General features: G+C 68.6%; 18 protein-coding genes and 3 pseudogenes. 18 read left to right on the forward strand and 3 right to left on the reverse strand.

Annotation, left to right across the window (positions count from 1 at the left end; genetic code table 11):
• Positions 1-27: 27 nt before the first annotated feature.
• From ACFYO2_RS39875 to ACFYO2_RS39910, 8 genes are all read left to right on the forward strand, one after another.
• On the forward strand, positions 28-1,053 hold the full coding sequence (locus tag ACFYO2_RS39875) for a LacI family DNA-binding transcriptional regulator (protein ID WP_388359651.1): 1,026 nt from the start codon (positions 28-30) through the stop codon (positions 1,051-1,053).
• Between the two features lie 156 nt (positions 1,054-1,209).
• Positions 1,210-2,457: an extracellular solute-binding protein gene (locus ACFYO2_RS39880; protein WP_388359654.1), complete on the forward strand. Its 1,248-nt coding sequence runs from the start codon at positions 1,210-1,212 to the stop codon at positions 2,455-2,457.
• Positions 2,458-2,499: 42 nt separating this feature from the next.
• The gene (locus ACFYO2_RS39885) at positions 2,500-3,777 is read left to right on the forward strand and encodes a carbohydrate ABC transporter permease (RefSeq protein ID WP_388359656.1); all 1,278 of its coding nucleotides are present in this window, start codon (positions 2,500-2,502) and stop codon (positions 3,775-3,777) included.
• A gap of 79 nt (positions 3,778-3,856) precedes the next feature.
• A complete protein-coding gene (locus ACFYO2_RS39890; protein ID WP_388359659.1) occupies positions 3,857-4,762 on the forward strand; it encodes a carbohydrate ABC transporter permease in 906 nt (301 codons plus the stop codon).
• A gap of 82 nt (positions 4,763-4,844) precedes the next feature.
• Positions 4,845-6,491, forward strand: coding sequence for a glycoside hydrolase family 13 protein (locus tag ACFYO2_RS39895; protein WP_388359662.1), 1,647 nt, complete (start codon positions 4,845-4,847; stop codon positions 6,489-6,491).
• A 109-nt stretch (positions 6,492-6,600) separates the two neighbouring features.
• Complete coding sequence (locus ACFYO2_RS39900; protein WP_388359665.1) at positions 6,601-7,164, forward strand: hypothetical protein; 564 nt, start codon at positions 6,601-6,603, stop codon at positions 7,162-7,164.
• Positions 7,165-7,190: 26 nt separating this feature from the next.
• Positions 7,191-7,601 carry a phosphotransferase gene (locus ACFYO2_RS39905; protein ID WP_388359667.1) on the forward strand — a complete coding sequence of 137 codons (411 nt, stop codon included), beginning with the start codon at positions 7,191-7,193 and terminating at the stop codon, positions 7,599-7,601.
• A gap of 56 nt (positions 7,602-7,657) precedes the next feature.
• Complete coding sequence (locus ACFYO2_RS39910; RefSeq protein ID WP_388359670.1) at positions 7,658-8,026, forward strand: VOC family protein; 369 nt, start codon at positions 7,658-7,660, stop codon at positions 8,024-8,026.
• Positions 8,027-8,178: 152 nt separating this feature from the next.
• Here the strand turns inward: ACFYO2_RS39910 and ACFYO2_RS39915 are convergent, their stop codons facing one another.
• Entirely contained in the window at positions 8,179-9,084 is a 906-nt protein-coding gene (locus ACFYO2_RS39915; RefSeq protein ID WP_388359778.1) for an aminoglycoside phosphotransferase family protein, read from the reverse strand.
• Positions 9,085-9,239: 155 nt separating this feature from the next.
• Here ACFYO2_RS39915 and ACFYO2_RS39920 point away from each other — a divergent pair.
• Positions 9,240-9,922, forward strand: a pseudogene (locus ACFYO2_RS39920) (transposase).
• Between the two features lie 53 nt (positions 9,923-9,975).
• Here ACFYO2_RS39920 and ACFYO2_RS39925 read toward each other — a convergent pair.
• Positions 9,976-10,722, reverse strand: coding sequence for a phosphotransferase family protein (locus ACFYO2_RS39925; protein ID WP_388359673.1), 747 nt, complete (start codon positions 10,720-10,722; stop codon positions 9,976-9,978).
• Between the two features lie 145 nt (positions 10,723-10,867).
• Positions 10,868-11,203, reverse strand: a complete 336-nt coding sequence (locus ACFYO2_RS39930; protein ID WP_388359781.1) for a transposase — start codon at positions 11,201-11,203, stop codon at positions 10,868-10,870.
• On the opposite strand from ACFYO2_RS39930, the pseudogene ACFYO2_RS39935 reads away from it, so the two are divergent.
• From ACFYO2_RS39935 to ACFYO2_RS39975, 9 genes and pseudogenes are all read left to right on the forward strand, one after another.
• Positions 11,166-11,264: pseudogene (locus tag ACFYO2_RS39935) on the forward strand (SDR family oxidoreductase); the annotation flags it as partial. The gene ACFYO2_RS39930 and the pseudogene ACFYO2_RS39935 overlap by 38 nt on opposite strands.
• Positions 11,265-11,307: 43 nt before the next feature.
• A pseudogene (locus ACFYO2_RS39940) lies at positions 11,308-11,492 on the forward strand (RidA family protein); the annotation flags it as partial.
• Between the two features lie 74 nt (positions 11,493-11,566).
• Positions 11,567-11,929 carry a bifunctional 3-phenylpropionate/cinnamic acid dioxygenase ferredoxin subunit gene (locus ACFYO2_RS39945; RefSeq protein ID WP_388359676.1) on the forward strand — a complete coding sequence of 121 codons (363 nt, stop codon included), beginning with the start codon at positions 11,567-11,569 and terminating at the stop codon, positions 11,927-11,929.
• 11 nt (positions 11,930-11,940) lie between these two features.
• Positions 11,941-12,231 carry a hypothetical protein gene (locus tag ACFYO2_RS39950; protein ID WP_388359679.1) on the forward strand — a complete coding sequence of 97 codons (291 nt, stop codon included), beginning with the start codon at positions 11,941-11,943 and terminating at the stop codon, positions 12,229-12,231.
• Positions 12,228-13,133 carry a dihydropteroate synthase gene (gene folP / locus ACFYO2_RS39955; RefSeq protein ID WP_388359682.1) on the forward strand — a complete coding sequence of 302 codons (906 nt, stop codon included), beginning with the start codon at positions 12,228-12,230 and terminating at the stop codon, positions 13,131-13,133. Before ACFYO2_RS39950 ends, folP begins: the two co-directional genes overlap by 4 nt.
• A 131-nt stretch (positions 13,134-13,264) precedes the next feature.
• Positions 13,265-14,350 (forward strand): S-(hydroxymethyl)mycothiol dehydrogenase, encoded by a 1,086-nt coding sequence (locus ACFYO2_RS39960; RefSeq protein ID WP_388359685.1) that lies wholly within the window; start codon positions 13,265-13,267, stop codon positions 14,348-14,350.
• The gene (locus ACFYO2_RS39965; protein WP_388359688.1) at positions 14,350-14,982 is read left to right on the forward strand and encodes an MBL fold metallo-hydrolase; all 633 of its coding nucleotides are present in this window, start codon (positions 14,350-14,352) and stop codon (positions 14,980-14,982) included. The genes ACFYO2_RS39960 and ACFYO2_RS39965 overlap by 1 nt, the downstream gene beginning before the upstream one ends.
• 249 nt (positions 14,983-15,231) lie before the next feature.
• A complete protein-coding gene (locus ACFYO2_RS39970) occupies positions 15,232-15,594 on the forward strand; it encodes a bifunctional 3-phenylpropionate/cinnamic acid dioxygenase ferredoxin subunit (protein ID WP_388359690.1) in 363 nt (120 codons plus the stop codon).
• Positions 15,591-16,793, forward strand: coding sequence for an NAD(P)/FAD-dependent oxidoreductase (locus ACFYO2_RS39975; RefSeq protein ID WP_388359692.1), 1,203 nt, complete (start codon positions 15,591-15,593; stop codon positions 16,791-16,793). The genes ACFYO2_RS39970 and ACFYO2_RS39975 overlap by 4 nt, the downstream gene beginning before the upstream one ends.
• The last annotated feature ends 105 nt before the right edge of the window (positions 16,794-16,898 follow it).

The raw sequence follows: 16,898 nt of genomic DNA on the forward strand, positions 1-16,898 counted from the left end.
CGTGAACTTTGTGGAGGTGGCTTCGCGATGGCGCGAGTAACACTCGAGAGCGTGGCGCGGCATGCCTCTGTGTCGATGCAGACGGTGTCCAACGTCATCAACGCGCCGCACCGGGTGCGGCCGGAGACCCTGGCCCGTGTGCAGGCCGCCATCAAGGAACTCAACTACCGCCCGAACCAGGCTTCCCGGACGCTGCGGACCCGGCGTTCACGACTGATCGGCGCCCGCATCGAGCCGCCGCGCGACGGCGTCAACGGCGCCGTCCTCGCCCACTTCCTCCAGTCGCTGACCGCCCAGACCCAGGAGGCCGGCTACCGGATCGTGGTGTTCACGGCCACGGACGACGACCACGAATGCGCTCTGTACGAACAGCTTCTCGACGACCACGACCTCGACGCCTTCGTCCTGCACGCCACACATGCCGGCGACCGCCGGACGGCATGGCTCACCGAGCGCCGGGTGCCGTTCGTGACCTTCGGCCGTCCCTGGGGAGTCGAACCCGAGGCTCCCGAGCCGCACGGCTGGGTCGATGTCGACGGCGCGCAAGGGACCCTTGCCGCGACCCGGCATCTCATCGGGGCCGGCCACCGTCGGATCGCCTTCCTCGGCTGGCCGGAAGGTTTTGAAGTAGGTGCGGACCGGCGCAGCGGCTGGTCCGCCCTTATGGCCGTGTCCGGGCTCGATACCCCGGCGGGCTATGACATGGGCGTCCCCGACGGGCTCGACACCGGCCGCGAGGCCGCTGCGGCGATGCTCGACCTGCCCACCCCGCCGACCGCGATCGTCTGCGCGAGCGACTCGCTGGCCCTCGGGGCCTGGACCGAGATCACCGCGCGTGGAATGCGCCCCGGGGCCGATGTCGCGGTGGTCGGCTTCGACGACTCCCCGACCGCGGCGGTCGTAGGCCTGAGCAGCGTGGCGCAGCCGTACGACGAGGCCGCCGCCGCCTGCCTGCAGATGCTCCAGAAACTGCTGGCGGCACCCCAAACGCCGCCCACCCTGCCTGCCCCGGTCCTGCTGCCGCCTCGGCTCGTCGTCCGCGTGAGCGGCTAGCCGCCCCGCAACACCACACGCTTCTCATCCCGCCGAGCGGCTCCGTAGTCCGCTCTGCCAACACCCGCGCTCCCGATCATGGCCCCAGTGCGGCGACGGGATGCGGTCCCCTCTACCACCGGCTCGTCAGGTCGGCCCTGCACAAGGAGATTTGTCATGAGAAATCCGCGTACCCGCTGGGCGGTTGGTGCCGCCGCGGTGTTGTCGCTCAGTCTGTCGGCCTGTGGTGGCAGTGGGTTCGACGACAGCGGCACCGACAGCCAGGCGTCGGCCGGTCCCGCCTCGATCAAGGTCCTCATCGCCTCCAGCGGTGACGCCGAGACGAAGGCCGTCACGGACGCCTCCAGCGCATGGGCGGCCAAGTCCGGCAACAAGGCGACCGTCACCCAGGCTCAGGACATCAGCCAGCAGCTCGGCCAGGGCTTCGCCTCCAACAACCCGCCGGACGTCTTCTACGTCGACGCCAAGTTCTTCGCGACGTACGCCAGCGCGGGCAGTCTCGAACCGTACGGCGACAGTTTCGAGGGGAAGGACGACTTCTACCCTGCTCTGCGTCAGGCGTTCACCTACGACGGCAAGCTCTACTGCGTTCCCAAGGATTTCTCCACGCTCGGCCTGCAGATCAACACCACGGCGTGGGCGAAGGCCGGCCTGACCGACGCCGACATCCCCACCACCTGGCAGGAACTGGCAGCGGTGGCGAAGAAGCTGACGACAAGCAAGCAGGTCGGCCTGGCCCTCGGCGACACGCGCGACCGGATCGGCGCCTTCATGGTCCAGGCCGGCGGATGGGTGACCGACAAGGATGCCACCAAGGTCACCGCGGACTCTCCCGAGAACCTCAAGGCCCTGAACTACGTGAAGTCGCTGCTCGCCGACGGCTCGGCCAAGTACCCCAAGCAGCTCGACTCCGGCTGGTCGGGCGAGGCCTTCGGCAAGCAGAAGGCCGCCATGACGATCGAGGGCAACTGGATCGCCGGCGCCATGAAGAACGACTACCCGGACGTCAAGTACAAGACGGTCCCGCTCCCGACCGGTCCGACGGGCAAAAAGGGCACGCTCGCCTTAAGCCAGTGCTGGGGTATCGCGGCGAAGAGCAAGCACAAGGCCGCGGCCATCGACTTCGTCAAGGCGATGACCGCGAAGGACGCCGAACTGAGCTTCGCCAAGGCGCTCGGCGTGATGCCGTCACGGCAGTCCGCTGAGGCCGAGTACGTCGCCCAGTTCCCGCAGGACAAGGCATTCATCGACGGCGCCGCGTATGCCCAGGCCCCGGTGAACATCCCGAGGATCGACCAGGTACTCACCGACTTCGACACCGGCCTTCAGGGACTGCCCAGTGCCGACCCGAAGCAGATCCTCGTGCGACTTCAGAAGAACGCGCAGGCGGTCGTTGGCCAGTGATTCGGACACCCCGGATCCGGACAGAGTGAGAGTGAATCTGCGATGAGTGAACCGAGCCCCGGGCCCGCACAGGGCCCGGGCAGCGGCCCGGCACCGGCCCGCCCGGCAGGCACCGCCGAGGCCCCCGCCCCGTCACCCGTGCCGGGCGGCCGCCGAAAGGACACCGGCCCGGACGGTGCCAAAGCCAGTGGAGGAGCTGGTGAAGGCCGCCACACGCGAGCGCCCCGCGGCGGTATCCGGGGCCGGGAAGGTCTCGCCGGCTGGCTGTTCGTCTCACCCGTCCTCGTCGTGCTCGGACTCTTCCTGGTCGTGCCGATCGGCATGGCGCTGTGGGTGAGCCTGTCCGACTGGAACGGCCAGGGCAGCCCCTTCTCGTCAGGCGTGCACTTCGTCGGCGGCCAGAACTACGAGCCGCTGCTCACCAAGCCCGGCCTGGCGCAGAGCGACTTCATGACGAGCCTGCGCAACAACGCCTACTACGTGCTCTTCGTCGTCCCGCTGCAGACCGCGCTCGCGCTGGGCCTGGCGCTCCTGGTCAACGGCAGACGGCTGAAGGGCAAAGGCTTCTTCCGCACCGCGTACTACTTCCCGGCGGTGACGAGCTCGGTCGCGATCTCGGTCGTCTTCCTGTTCCTGTTCTCCTCCAGCGGTGTCGTCAACTCCCTGCTGGCGAAGATCGGAGTCGACGGGCCGGCCTGGTTCGCCGATCCGCGCGGCATCATCCACCTCGCCCTCGATGCCTTCGGCGTGAACAACGACGCGCCACCGTCCGCACTCGCCGACACCACCGTGGGCGGTCTGTCCCTGTGGGACTGGATCTCGGGCCCCAGCGTGGCCATGTGCGCGGTCATCGCCCTGGTGGTGTGGACGACGGCGGGCACGTTCATGCTCATGTTCCTCGCCGCGCTGCAGGACATCCCCCTCGAAGTCGAGGAGGCCGCCGAGATCGACGGCACCGGGCGCTGGCAGCGCTTCCGCCACGTCACGCTGCCCATGCTCAAGCCGACCCTCTTCCTCGTCCTGACCCTCGGCCTCATCGGCACCTGGCAGGTCTTCGACCAGATCTACGTCATGACCAAGGGCGGACCGGGAAAGACGACGCTGACTCCCGCGTTCCTGTCGTACCAGTCCTCGTTCTTCAACAACGAGTGGGGACAGGGCAGCGCCATCGCCTTCATCCTCTTCTCGATCATCGTCGTGATGACGCTGCTGCAACGGTTCGTCCTGCGCGACAAGGACGAGGCCCGCGCCAAGGCCGCCACCCGGCGCGCGGCGAAAGCGGCCCGCTCCGGATCCGGCCCAACCACAGGGACGGCCTGATGACCCGCACCGCAGCAACCGCGCCCACCACCGCAGCCGCCCCAGCGGCCACAGCCGACGTCCACAACAGAGGCACGCGATGAGCACACAGCACAAGCACGCCGACACAGACGGCACGGGCACAAACCGCCGCGCAGGCGCACCCACGCGCACCCGCCGCGGCAGCGGTCTCACCCGGGTACTCGGCTACACCGCTCTCGTCGCCATCGCGCTGCTCTACATCTACCCTTTCCTCATCCAGCTCGCGACGAGCTTCAAGACCGACGCGGATGCCACCAGCCACCCGCTGTCGCTGTGGCCGACCCACTTCACGCCAGCGGCCTTCAGCCGGCTCGCCGAGGCGGACTATCCACGCTGGTTCACGAACTCCGTCGTCGTCGCACTCTTCGTCACCGCGGGCCGCGTGTTCTTCGACTCCCTTGCCGGATACGCACTGGCCCGGCTGCGCTTCCGCGGCCGCGGTGCACTGTTCGGTGCCGTCATCGCGGTCATGGCCGTGCCCGGCGTGGTCCTGCTGATCCCGAAGTTCCTCGTCCTCAACCAACTGGGGATGTACGACTCCTACTCGGGGATGATCGTCCCGCTGCTCGCGGATGCCGCGGGGGTGTTCATCATGAAGCAGTTCTTCGAGTCGATCCCCATCAGCGTCGAGGAAGCGGCCCGCATCGACGGGGCGAGCACCTTCCGGATCTTCTGGTCCGTGGTGCTGCCGATGGCCAAGCCGGCCCTGATCACCCTGACCATCCTGTCGTTCCAGGGATCGTGGAACGAACTGCCGCACTTCATCGTGTCCCGGCAGAGCCCGGAACTGAACACGTTGACCTCCGGGGTCGCCTCACTCGTCTCCGGCCAGCTCGGCGACGGCAACCAGTACCCGATCAAGCTGGCGGCGGCCCTGCTCATGACCATCCCCGTGGCACTGGTCTTCTTCGCCTTCCAGCGGCACTTCGTCCGCGGCGGCACGGCAGGCGCGACCAAGGGATAGCCGGACCAGGCACCCGAAGTTCCTTGTGATCAATTAGCGGGCGGTGCGGAGCACGCACTCCTCTCCGACAGGACCCAGCCACATGAACAACACACCCCGCACCAACGACGCCGCGAACGACTCCTGGTGGCGCACCGCGGTCATCTACCAGGTGTACATACGCAGCTTCGCCGACGGCGACGGCGACGGAACCGGCGACATCGCCGGCCTGCGCTCCCGCCTGCAGTACCTGGCCCACGTCGGTGTCGACGCGATCTGGATCAACCCCTGGTATCCGTCCCCGCTGGCCGACGGTGGCTACGACGTCTCCGACTTCCGCGACATCCACCCCACCTACGGCACCCTCGACGAAGCCCGGAAGCTGATCGCCGAGGCCCACGAGCTGGGCCTGCGGGTGATCCTGGACATCGTCCCCAACCACACCTCCGACCAACACACCTGGTTCCAGAGGGCATTGGCGGCGGCGCCCGGATCCCCGGAACGAACGCGGTTCCTCTTCCGCGACGGCAGGGGCGAGAACGGCTCCCTGCCTCCGAACGACTGGCACGCGGCCTTCGGTGGCCCCACCTGGACCCGCACGCCGGACGGCCAGTGGTACCTCCACCTCTTCGCCCCCGAACAGCCCGACCTCAACTGGGACAACGACGAGGTCCGGGCCGAGTTCGAGTCGATTCTGCGCTTCTGGTTCGACCTGGGCGTCGACGGCTTCCGCATCGACGTCGCCCACGGCATGGTGAAGGATCCGGCCCTCCCGGACCTCGGCCTGACGGAGTTCTCCGTCATCGCTCACGAAGACAACCACCCTCACTGGGATCGCGACGGTGTCCACGACATCTTCCGCAGCTGGCGCGCCATCGCCGACAGCTACCCCGACCCCCGCGTCTTCGTCGCCGAGGCCCACGTCCGCCCCGGCCGCCTGCCCGACTACCTCCGCCCTGACGAACTCCACACCGCCTTCAACTTCGACTTCCTCAAGTGCGCCTTCGAGGCAGGCAAGCTGCGCGAGGTGATCGACCGCACGATCACCGATCTGGCGAGTGTCGGCGCCCCCGCCACCTGGGTCCTCTCCAACCACGACGAGGCCCGCCACGTCACCCGCTACGGCCGCGCCAACACCGGCGTCACGACCCCGATACGCGACCAGGGCCACCCCACCGACCTCACCCTCGGCACCCACCGAGCCCGAGCGGCGGCCCTACTGATGCTGGCCCTGCCCGGAGGCGCGTACATCTACCAGGGCGAGGAACTCGGCCTGCACGAGGTCGAAGACCTCCCCGAGTCGGCCCTCCAGGACCCCACCTGGGAACGCTCCGGCCACACGGTCCGAGGCCGCGACGGCTGTCGCGTCCCCCTCCCTTGGACCGGCGACACCCCGCCCTTCGGCTTCAGCACGTCCGGAGCCGCACCCTGGCTTCCCCAGCCCGACGACTGGAAGTCCTACACCGCCGAAGCCAACCAGGCCGACCGCACCTCCATGCTCCAGCTCTACCGCTCCGCCCTGCGCCTGCGCCGCACCAACCCCAACCTGCGCACTGAGGAATTCCGCTGGCTGGAATGCCAGGCAGACACGCTCCTCTTCGCACGCGGCAACGGCCTGCTGTGCGCGGTCAACCTCACCGACCAACCGATCCCGCTCCCCGACGCCACCAGCCCCCTCCTCGCCTCAGGACCGCTGGACGACGCCGGGTTGCTGCCTCCCGACACCACGGTCCTGCTGCAACGGGACTGACGAACGCAGACGGGATCACCCCGGCCGACCTCCCTCGCGCGCCAGCCGCGTCCGAATACACCAAGGCCTGTCCGGTGTTCCTCCCCGCCGATCGGACAGGCCTTGGCCCATGTCCAAGAGTCCGATGGAGTTGCCGGAGACGAGGACGGCCCTCTCGCAGAATGATCGCCATGAAGACAGGGGAAACCCGATGACCGGTGATCGCGACGAACGACGCACTGCGGCAGGTTGGGCCGCGATGCCTCCCCAGGTGTCCGCTCAGGTCGAGCAGTTGCTCGGCAGCCCGGTGGCCGACGCGATCAGCCAACCAGGTGGCTTCTCGGAAGGCATGGCCGTACGAGTACACCTGGCGAACGGCAGGCGTGCGTTCGTCAAGGCAGCGAGCTCACTGGTGGATCCGGCAGCGGCGGACTTCCACCGCAGGGAGATCGCGGTCTCGCAGCGGCTTCCCGGGGAGGTGCCGGCCGCGCGGTTGCTTGATGCCTACGACGACGGCACCTGGGTGGTGCTGGTCTTCGAGGAGATCCCGGGACGGCTACCTGCACAACCGTGGCAGCCTGACGAACTCACCAGAGTGCTCGCGGCAGTCACCGATATGGCCGAGGTCCTGACACCATCGCCCGTGGACGAGGCGATCTTGAGCAAGCCGCGCCTGGGGGATGGCTGGAGGTGATGGCGGATAGCGCTGTCACGAGGAGAGTGGAGAAGCTGTCGCCGTGGGCAGCCCACCATTTCGACGACCTCGTCGCCCTGGAACAGTACGCTTCCCTGGCTGGCAGCACCCTGCTGCACGGAGACCTGTACCCGTTCAACATCACGCTGACCGCGGACCGTGTCTTCGTCGTCGACTGGCCGCACGCCTGGGTCGGGCCCCGTCACTGTGATGCGGTAACGCTGCTGGCGAGCGTGTCGCTCAGCGGTGTGGATCCACAGCCGATCGCCGAGAACCACCGGCTGACTCGCGATCTCGAACCGATCCAGATCAATGAAACTCCGCCATCTTCAAGTGGCTGGTCAGCGGGGTGGCGTGACCTCGTTTCGGGGTGCTCGTGTTGGTCGTGGGCGGCAGTCTGTGGTGTAGATCGTCTGGCAGGGCGGTTTTGCCGATGAGTTCGCCGTCCTCGAACGGTCCACCCAGCGACACGACCGTTCTCGACAGGAGTGCCATGTCCACCATCCAGCCAGTGATCTTGACTGCCCACCACGACGCCCTGCTCGGCTTCTATACGAAATTGTTCGGTGCCGAGGAGATCTTCCGGGTGCCGGAGGAAGGCCCGGTCTTCTACCTCGGCTTGCGCATCGGCGATACCGACCTCGGGCTGGTGGCCAAGGCCAACCCGGGGGATCAGGAGGCGTCGCGGATCTTGCTCAGCATCGGTGTCGACGACGTCGATGAGACGCTCGGCCGGGTAACGGCGCTGGGCGGCTCAGTCCGCGGCGGCCCCAACGACATGCCGTGGGGACAGCGCGTCGCCCACATCCAGGACCCCGATGGCAACCCGGTGAACCTCACCCAGCCGATCCCGGCTCAGTGACGCTGTTCCGGGTGCTTGTGCTGGTCGTGAGCTACCTGCGGTAGAGATCATTTGCCGGCAGTGGCCTCGATGTTCGCCAGGACGAGCAGCGCGCGAAGCAGGTGGGTGGCGCGGGCAGGGGCGGTGCGCAGTTTGCGCCCAAGGCGAGCAAGTCATGCGAGCGATTTGTCCGCCAGGATGCGTTCCAAGGATCGCTGACCCATCCGGCTCATGGGCGGGTTGCTTTCGACGTAGTACCAGACCAATCCCATCGCTTGAACGAAAGCCCACGCCTTGCCTCGCTCCCATTCAAGGTCGTCGCAACCCAGGTGATCGCGGAGTATCTGCCGTGGCCCGGGCTCGAGTAGATGCCATGCGCTGATGAGATCCAGAGAAGGGTCAGCCGGTCCGAAGCCGCCAACGTCGAGAATCCCCGCAAGCCGGCCGGCGGACACGAGGACGTTGCCAGGGATGAGATCGCAATGGGCCATGACGTCCTCAGTTGCACCTCGCGGCAAATTGCGCAAAGTTGCCCAGGTGCGGCGAAGCGATGGGACATCCAGGAGTTGCTCACTGTGCCTGAAACAGGTCTCCATCCACGCGTCATGGGATTGCAGGTCGCCTCCTCGGCCCGTGCCGGCAAACGTGCGGCCACGCGTGTTGATTGCGCGCAGGTCGCCGATGAGATCGGCCAAGTCGCGGGCGAACGCGACCGATTCGCCTGGGTCCTCGTGGCCGGCCACGATCCCGGGCAGCCACGTCTGCACCGACCACGGAAGCGGGTAGCCCGCCCCGGGTTCACCGAGCGCGACCGGCTCGGGCGTGGGGAAACGAGTGCGACCTGCCAGCTCGCGAGCCGCTTCTGCTTCGGACTCCAGCCAGCGACGCGTCGACTCGACATCTGCGGACTCAAGAGGGAATCGAGCTGTGAACCGATCGCCGATGCGGAAGATGGCGTTGACCGTACCCTGTCCAGCGACGCTCCTGACTGGCAGGCTTCGCCACTCGGGAAACTGCTGCTCCACCAACGTGCGCACCGCCTCAGGTGACACCGTCAGCTGGTTGGCGTGCATTTTCATGGTGGAAGCATCCGCGGCACGATCTTCAACGGCAACCCGTTTTTGCAACTCGGCCTGTATGACGTCGAAGACCTCCCCGAGCCGGCGCTTCAGGGTCCCATCTGGGAACGCTCCGGCCACACGATCCAAGGCCCGACGGCTGCCGCGTCTCTTCCCTGGACCGGAGACACCCCGCCGTAGGGCTTCAGTACCACCGGAGCCGCCCTGGCTACCCCAGACCGCACTTCCATGGCACCGGACTGAGCATCCGTGAGGTTCCCCCGAGATGCGGAGTGCTGTACACCGGGATCCGCTGGGAATTTCTGCCCCAGGAGCTGGGCTTGGCTCGGGGATGACCTGCTGGCGACGGCTGCGGGACTGGAACAAGGCCGGAGTCTGGCAGCGCCTGCACGAGCTGCTGCTCTCCGAGCTGCGGGCCGCAGATCTGCTGGACTTCTCCCGCGCCGCGGTCGACTCCAGCCACATACGCGCGATGAAGGGCGGGCCGGCCACCGGTCCGTCCCCGGTGGACCGGGGCAAGGCCGGCAGCAAGCACCACCTGATCGTCGAGGCGCACGGTATCCCGCTCGCGGCAATCACCACCGGCGGCAAGCGCAGCGACGTCACCCCACTGATCCCGCTGACCCAGGCCGTCCCGCCGATCCGCGGCAAGCGCGGACAGCGGCTCCGGCCTGGGCGTGTACCGCTGGGTCGTCGAAGGAGCGATCGCGCTGCTGCACTGGTTCCGCCGCCTCGTATCCGCTGGGAGATCCGCGACGACATCCACCACGCGTTCGTCACCCTCGGTTGCACTGTCATCTGCTGGCGACGACTGCGCACCGCACCTTGTTGGGAGTAAGCGAGGCGCTCGATGGGTCAGAAGGCGCTCACAGTAGTCGGGCCCGTGCAGCCTCACATCCGGGATCTCAGCACGTCGACCTCACAGCCCGGCGCGGACGGGTCGAAGCCGTGCTCGATCAGCCAGCGAACCCCCAGCAGGCTTCGCAACGACCACCACGCGTGGATCACGTCGAGGTCGACGTCGGTGCCATAGCCGGCGATGACGTCGTCGAGGTGCTGCTCGTGCCCGAGCGTGAAGGTGGCGAGGTCGTACAGGGCATCACCCTGGCCCGCCTCGGACCAGTCGATGATGCCGGTGACCTCGTCGCCGTCGACAAAGACGTGCGCGATCTGCAGGTCGCCGTGCGTGAACGCCGGAGTCCACGGCCGGAGCGCGGCTTCGGCGACGTGGCGGTTGCGGGTGACCAGGTCGGCGGGCAGGACGCAATTCGTCACGAGCAACTCGCACTCGTCGTCGAGTTCCGCCGCCAGCGCGACGATGCTCCGGCCGGCCCGGCCGGGCCGGGCCGGCAACGGCGCGTCATGCAGCTTTCGGATGGCGGTGCCCGCCGCGGCCCACGCCGCCGGCGACCCGGTCGACGGCCCGCCGAGGCGCCCGAGCGTCGTCCCCGGGAGTGCAGCCATCGCGAGCACGGGCGGCTTACACCACAGGACCTCCGGGGTCGGGACCGGCGCCAGGGCCATCGCCTCGACCTCGACGTCGATGCGCGCCTGATCGGCGTCCACCTTCAGGAACACGTCGCCGACGCGCAGTGTCGCGCGCTCGGAATGGGCGACGACGACTTTGACCTCATCCATGGGCGACCAGTATCCCGGGATGACCGTCGACGTCGCCGGGATTATCGCGTGCGATTACGCGGCTGACCGCCTCCCGCTACCCGGCGGCCTCCTGCACGACACCGACCTCTGACCAGGCCAAGCCCACCACTTTTGTCAGGAGTCCTTAGCTTGACTCTGTCGGGGATCTTGGAGCAGTCGAGGTGAACTGCCCAGCGTCCGCCAGGACTTCGACCGGGCTATGCCGTGCTGGTCCAGGAAGGTCTGGAAGGCGGTCGGTGGCCGTGGTCAGGGGGGTTTCCTCAGTCGGTGGCAGGCCGCTGAGCCGTTCGATGTTCACGGCGATGGCCGTAAGTACATGTTGCAGATGAGTTTTCGGCTGTCCTCGGTAGCGGCAGTGGCGCATGCCGTGTCCGTGGCCGAACTCGTTGATGGTGCCCTCGACTCCGTAGCGGACCGCGTAGCCCCGGCAGATCGCCGAGGCGGCCGCGTGGCTGCTCAGCGACCGGTCCTCGTACGTGACCGGCGCGATCTTGCCAGTCGACGGCGGCGCCGGAGCCTGACAAGAGCGGCCCGGCCGCTGCCCGCTGGTGACCCCCTGTCCTCCTTGCCGCCCAGGTTGAGCAGTGCTACCTCAACATCGCCACCGCACTGGACGAGGCCGGCGGTTCCTTCGACGACGTGGCGAAACTGACCTTCTACGTCGGCGAGTGGACTGCCGAAACGATGCCCCGCTCCTGGAGGGAATCTCCCGGGCGGCCGCAAAGCTGGGGGTCAGTTTCCCGGTCCCTTGACAGGGTTCCGGACCCACCGCAAACTCTGTTGCGTAAAGAGAGTTAGGTTTCCTTATACGCAACGAGGTGTCATGATGATTCCCGCGTGCCGTCTCGTGGATCTGCCGCGAGGTGAAGCCCTCCGGCTCGAGACAGATCCACCGGTTTCGGTGTTCCACACCGACGACGGCGAGGTCTTCGCCATTGACGACACCTGCACCCATCAGGACGCCTCGCTCGCCGACGGCTGGCTGGAGGGCTGCGAGGTGGAATGCCCGCTGCACGCCTCGAAGTTCGACCTGCGGACCGGAATGGTCGACGCTCCGCCGGCCAAGCGCCCGGTCCGCACCCACGAGGTCCACATCGAGGACGGCATGATCTACGTCCGGCTGTCCACGGCCGCCCCCAACCTGCCGCCGTGCGTCGCGGCCCGGCTCGCCGGGGGTCTCGCGTGAGGACAGTGGCCGTGTTGGGCGTCCCGTCGGCCGGGCTGTCGGCGGCGCGCTCGTTGCGGAAGCAGGGCTACGACGGGCGGCTGGTCGTCATCGGCGAGAAACCCCGTCGCCCCTATGACAGGCCGCCGTTGTCGAAGGAGTTCCTCACCGGCACGAGGGACGGGGCCGAGCTCGCCCTGGGGGCGGACGTCCACCGCCGCGCAAGGAACCCCGTCGCCGTACTGGGCCTGGACCGGACCAGGCTCCTCACGCCCCGGCGTCGGCGGCTCTGCGCCACCGTGGCCCGGGTCGGGTCCGCATGACCATCGCGACCCCGCTGGGCCGAGGGGCTCCCGTGGCTCCCGTGCTCTACCCGCGAGGCCTTCCCCGGCCCGCCCGCACCCTGGTCATGGGCGTGGTGAACGTCACGCCCGACTCCTTCTCCGACGGCGGGATGTGGTTCGACGCGGAGCGCGCCGTCGCGCACGGCCTCGCGCTGCTCGACGAGGGTGCGGACATCCTGGACGTGGGCGGCGAGTCGACCCGCCCCGGCGCGGAGCGTCCGTCGGCCGAGGAGGAGCTGCGGCGCGTTCTGCCGGTCGTGCGGGAACTCGCAGCCGTCGGCGCGCCGGTCAGTGTCGACACCATGCGGGCCGAGGTCGCCGCCCGCGCGCTCGAGGCCGGCGCACGGCTGGTCAACGATGTCTCGGGCGGCCTTGCCGACCCCGGGATGCTGCCGTTGATGGCGCAGGCCGGGACGCCGTACGTGGTCATGCACTGGCGTGGGCACGCCGTCGACATGCAGGCGAAGGCCCTGTACGACGACGTGGTCAACGACGTCGTCGACGAGTTGCGGCTGAGGATCGAGGCGGCTGAGCGGGCCGGGGTGTCGCCGGACTGCCTCATCCTCGATCCGGGGCTGGGGTTCGCCAAGGCTCCCGACCACAACTGGCAGGTGCTGGGACGTCTCCGGGAGGTCGCCGCGCTCGGGCATCCGGTGCTCGTGGGCGCGGCTCGGAAGTCCTTTCTGGGGCAGCTGCTGGCCGACCCGGCGACGGGCCGGCCCCGTCCGGCCCCTCTGCGGGACGCGGCCACGTCCGCGGTGTCCGTCCTCGCCGCCGTGCAGGGCGCCTGGTGTGTCCGCGTGCACGACGTCGCCTCGACCGTCGACGCGGTGCGGGTGACCGCCCGCTGGAGTCTCGAAACCTCCACCCCGGCCCAGTAGCCGCCCCGGATTCGAGCGGAAACATTCCTTGACCGCCGCTCGCCTTTCCATGATGCTTTGTTGCGGCATGCGAGATAGATACCGCAATGAGAAACGCTTGACTTGGATCTCGTACCAGCTGAGGAGTAGCCATGGCTCACCACGTTCGCGCTGTCGTCGCGCTAAAGAAGGGTGCCCCCGTCAGTCTGGAGACGATCATCGTCCCCGACCCGGGTCCGGGGGAGGCGCTGGTGAAGGTCGAGGCGTGCGGGGTCTGCCACACCGATCTGCACTACCGCGAGGGTGGCATCAACGACGACTTCCCGTTCCTGCTCGGGCACGAGGCCGCGGGTGTCGTGGAGGCGGTCGGGGACGATGTCACCGACATCGCCCCGGGTGACTTCGTCATCCTCAACTGGCGTGCCGTCTGCGGGCAGTGCCGGGCCTGTCGGCGGGGGCGACCGCAGTACTGCTTCAACACGCACAACGCGCGGCAGAAGATGACCCTGGCCGACGGCACCGAGCTGTCTCCGGCCCTGGGGATCGGCGCGTTCGCGGAGAAGACGCTGGTGGCGGCGGGACAGTGCACCAAGGTCGACCAGGCGGCATCCGCGGCCGCCGCCGGCCTGCTCGGATGCGGAGTGATGGCGGGCATCGGCGCGGCCATCAACACGGGCAACGTCGGACGCGGTGACACTGTGGCGGTCATCGGCTGCGGAGGGGTGGGAGACGCGGCGATCGCCGGCGCGCGGCTCGCCGGAGCCGCCAAGATCATCGCCGTCGACATCGACGAGAGGAAACTCGACACCGCGACGCGGATCGGAGCGACCCACACGGTCAACTCCACGCAGGCTGATCCCGTGGCGGCCGTACGCGAGCTGACCGGCGGCTTCGGCGCCGATGTGGTGATCGAGGCCGTCGGCCGTCCGGAAACGTACAAGCAGGCGTTCTACGCGCGCGACCTGGCCGGCACCGTCGTCCTGGTCGGCGTGCCGACGCCGGAGATGAAGCTCGAACTCCCGCTGCTGGACGTGTTCGGGCGGGGTGGCGCGCTGAAGTCCTCCTGGTACGGCGACTGCCTGCCCTCCCGCGACTTCCCGATGCTCATCGACCTGTATCTGCAGGGCCGGCTGGACCTGAACGCGTTCGTGACGGAGACCATCGCCCTCGACGAGGTCGAGAAGGCCTTCGAGCGGATGCACGACGGCGACGTGCTGCGCTCGGTGGTGGTCTTCTGATGGCGGCCGCGCGCATCGAACACCTCGTCACCTCGGGCACGTTCTCACTGGACGGCGGTACCTGGGACGTCGACAACAACGTGTGGATCGTCGGTGACGACACCGAGGCCGTCGTCATCGACGCCGCGCACGACGCCGACGCGATCGCCGAAGCGCTCGGCGGACGCACGCTGCGGGCCATCGTGTGCACCCACGCCCACAATGACCACATCGATGCCGCACCCGAACTCTCCGCGCGCACCGGTGCTCCGATCCTGCTCCACGGAGACGACCTGGCGCTGTGGAAACAGACCCATCCCGAGCGGGCGCCCGACGGTGAACTGGCCGACGGGCTGGTCGTCGCCGTGGCGGGTGTCGAGCTGACGGTACTGCACACGCCCGGCCACGCCCCCGGGGCGGTCTGCCTGTACGCGCCCGCCCTGAAGGCACTCTTCAGCGGTGACACGCTCTTCGCGGGCGGGCCGGGGGCCACCGGGAGGTCGTACAGCGACTTCGGCACCATCGTCGACTCGATCCGGGACCGACTCCTGACGCTGCCGGGAGACACGGTCGTGCACACCGGTCACGGAGGGACGACCACCGTCGCCGCAGAGGCCCCGCATCTCCAGAAGTGGATCGACCGCGGGTTCTGACCGCCGCGTGAGGTCTCCTCGTGCCGACGGAGCACATCGGCCGACGCCCACCTCGACCATGTCGAAGACGCTGATCGTCGCCGTGGGTCCGTCGGCACGGTGTGTTGCTTTTCGCGCACGAAGTTCCGCCATGAGCGACGTGGATGTGAGAGGCGGCTCGCCCTCTGGATGTCTTGACAGGGGTTGGGGCCGCCTTCAAACTGGCGTTGCGTTAACCGCAATCCGTTTCGCTATACGCACCGAGGTGTCATGATGATTCCCGCGTGCCGACTCGTGGATCTTCCGCGAGGAGAGGCCCTCCGGCTCGACATCGAGCCGCCGGTCTCGGTGTTCCACACCGACGACGGCGAGCTCTTCGCCATTGACGACACCTGCACCCACCAGGACGCCTCGCTCGCCGACGGCTGGCTGGAGGGCTGCGAGGTCGAATGCCCACTGCACGCCTCCAAGTTCAACCTGAAGACCGGCGCCGTCGATGCTCCGCCGGCCAAGCGCCCCGTCCGGACCCACCAGGTCGTCGTCGAGGACGGCATGATCTACGTCCGGCTGTCCACGGCCGCCCCCAACCTGCCGCCCTGCGTCGCAGCTCGGCTCGCCGGGGCTCTCGCGTGAGGACAGTGGCGGTGGTGGGCGCGTCGCTGGCCGGTCTGTCGGCGGCGCGCTCGCTGCGCAAGCAGGGCTACGACGGGCGGCTGGTCGTCATCGGCGACGAAGTGCACCGCCCGTACGACAGGCCGCCCCTGTCCAAGGAGTTCCTGGCCGGCACCATGGCTGAAGCCGATCTCGCGCTGGAGACGGACGACGAGGATCTGCGGGCGGAGTGGGTGCTCGGAGCCCGCGCCACCGGACTCGACAGCGCCCGCCGCGCCGTGCGGCTCGCCGACGGGCGGGAAATCCGGGCCGACGGCATCGTCATCGCGACGGGCGCGGCCGCGCGGGCACTGCCGGGCACGGAGGGTCTGGCCGGTGTGCACGCCCTGCGCACGCTGGACGACGCCCGCGCCCTGCGGGACGAACTGGCTCTGGGGGGAAGGCTGGTGGTGATCGGTGGCGGTTTCATCGGCGCCGAGGTCGCCTCCACCGCCTACGCTCTGGGACTCGACGTGACGGTCGTCGAGGCGGCGCCGACGCCGCTGGCCGGACCGCTCGGAGAGACCATGGGCGGCATCGTCTCCGCCCTCCACACGGACCACGGCGTACGGCTGCTGTGCGGCGTGGGCGTGAAGGGGCTGAGCGGCGACGAGCGAAGCGAGATGGGGCTCCCCCCGGGCGAAGTCCGGGGGAGGGTCGATGCCGTCCTGCTCGAGGACGGCCGCAGCATCCCCGCCGACATCGTCGTCGTCGGTGTGGGCGCACGCCCGTGCGTCGACTGGCTGGAGGGATCCGGCGTCGCGCTCGACAACGGCGTCACCTGCGGTGCGGACGGCCGCACCAGCCTGGCCGGCGTGGTCGCGGTCGGTGACTGCGCCAACTGGTACGACCCCCGTGCGGGCGCCCATCGCCGCGTCGAACACTGGACCGGTGCGCGGGAACGCCCCGATGCGGCCATTGCCACACTGCTGGCGGGGGGCGCGGTGGAACCCGGGATGCCCCGGCCGCCGTACTTCTGGTCGGACCAGTACGGTGTGAAGATCCAGTTCGCCGGTCACGCCGCCGGCGCCGACAGTGTGACGATCGAGGAAGGCGCCCCGGACGACCGCAACGTCCTGGCCGTCTACCGGCGTGCCGGGCAGCCGGTCGCCGTGCTCGGGATGAACCAGCCGCGGCTGTTCATGCGGTGGCGCAAGCAGCTCGCGGCCGCAGTGTCTTGACACCGTCCCCGCGGCACATCACTCTACTGTTGCGTATTGCGCGCAGTGTTTCTCCAAGCGAAATGACGTCCGGTGTCGTTCTTCCCGGCGTGCGAATGACCGATC

It is taken from the genome of Streptomyces sp. NPDC006602 (assembly GCF_042870385.1).
Lineage (GTDB): Bacteria > Actinomycetota > Actinomycetes > Streptomycetales > Streptomycetaceae > Streptomyces.

Bases quoted from the DNA above. Each gene is read 5' to 3' on its own strand.
- ACFYO2_RS39875 (WP_388359651.1), top strand. From the start codon at position 28: ATGGCGCGAGTAACACTCGAGAGCGTGGCGCGGCATGCCTCTGTGTCG.
- ACFYO2_RS39880 (WP_388359654.1), top strand. From the start codon at position 1,210: ATGAGAAATCCGCGTACCCGCTGGGCGGTTGGTGCCGCCGCGGTGTTG.
- ACFYO2_RS39885 (WP_388359656.1), top strand. From the start codon at position 2,500: ATGAGTGAACCGAGCCCCGGGCCCGCACAGGGCCCGGGCAGCGGCCCG.
- ACFYO2_RS39890 (WP_388359659.1), top strand. From the start codon at position 3,857: ATGAGCACACAGCACAAGCACGCCGACACAGACGGCACGGGCACAAAC.
- ACFYO2_RS39895 (WP_388359662.1), top strand. From the start codon at position 4,845: ATGAACAACACACCCCGCACCAACGACGCCGCGAACGACTCCTGGTGG.
- ACFYO2_RS39900 (WP_388359665.1), top strand. From the start codon at position 6,601: ATGTCCAAGAGTCCGATGGAGTTGCCGGAGACGAGGACGGCCCTCTCG.
- ACFYO2_RS39910 (WP_388359670.1), top strand. From the start codon at position 7,658: ATGTCCACCATCCAGCCAGTGATCTTGACTGCCCACCACGACGCCCTG.
- ACFYO2_RS39915 (WP_388359778.1), bottom strand. From the start codon at position 9,084: ATGAAAATGCACGCCAACCAGCTGACGGTGTCACCTGAGGCGGTGCGC.
- ACFYO2_RS39925 (WP_388359673.1), bottom strand. From the start codon at position 10,722: ATGGATGAGGTCAAAGTCGTCGTCGCCCATTCCGAGCGCGCGACACTG.
- ACFYO2_RS39945 (WP_388359676.1), top strand. From the start codon at position 11,567: ATGATGATTCCCGCGTGCCGTCTCGTGGATCTGCCGCGAGGTGAAGCC.
- folP (WP_388359682.1), top strand. From the start codon at position 12,228: ATGACCATCGCGACCCCGCTGGGCCGAGGGGCTCCCGTGGCTCCCGTG.
- ACFYO2_RS39960 (WP_388359685.1), top strand. From the start codon at position 13,265: ATGGCTCACCACGTTCGCGCTGTCGTCGCGCTAAAGAAGGGTGCCCCC.
- ACFYO2_RS39965 (WP_388359688.1), top strand. From the start codon at position 14,350: ATGGCGGCCGCGCGCATCGAACACCTCGTCACCTCGGGCACGTTCTCA.
- ACFYO2_RS39970 (WP_388359690.1), top strand. From the start codon at position 15,232: ATGATGATTCCCGCGTGCCGACTCGTGGATCTTCCGCGAGGAGAGGCC.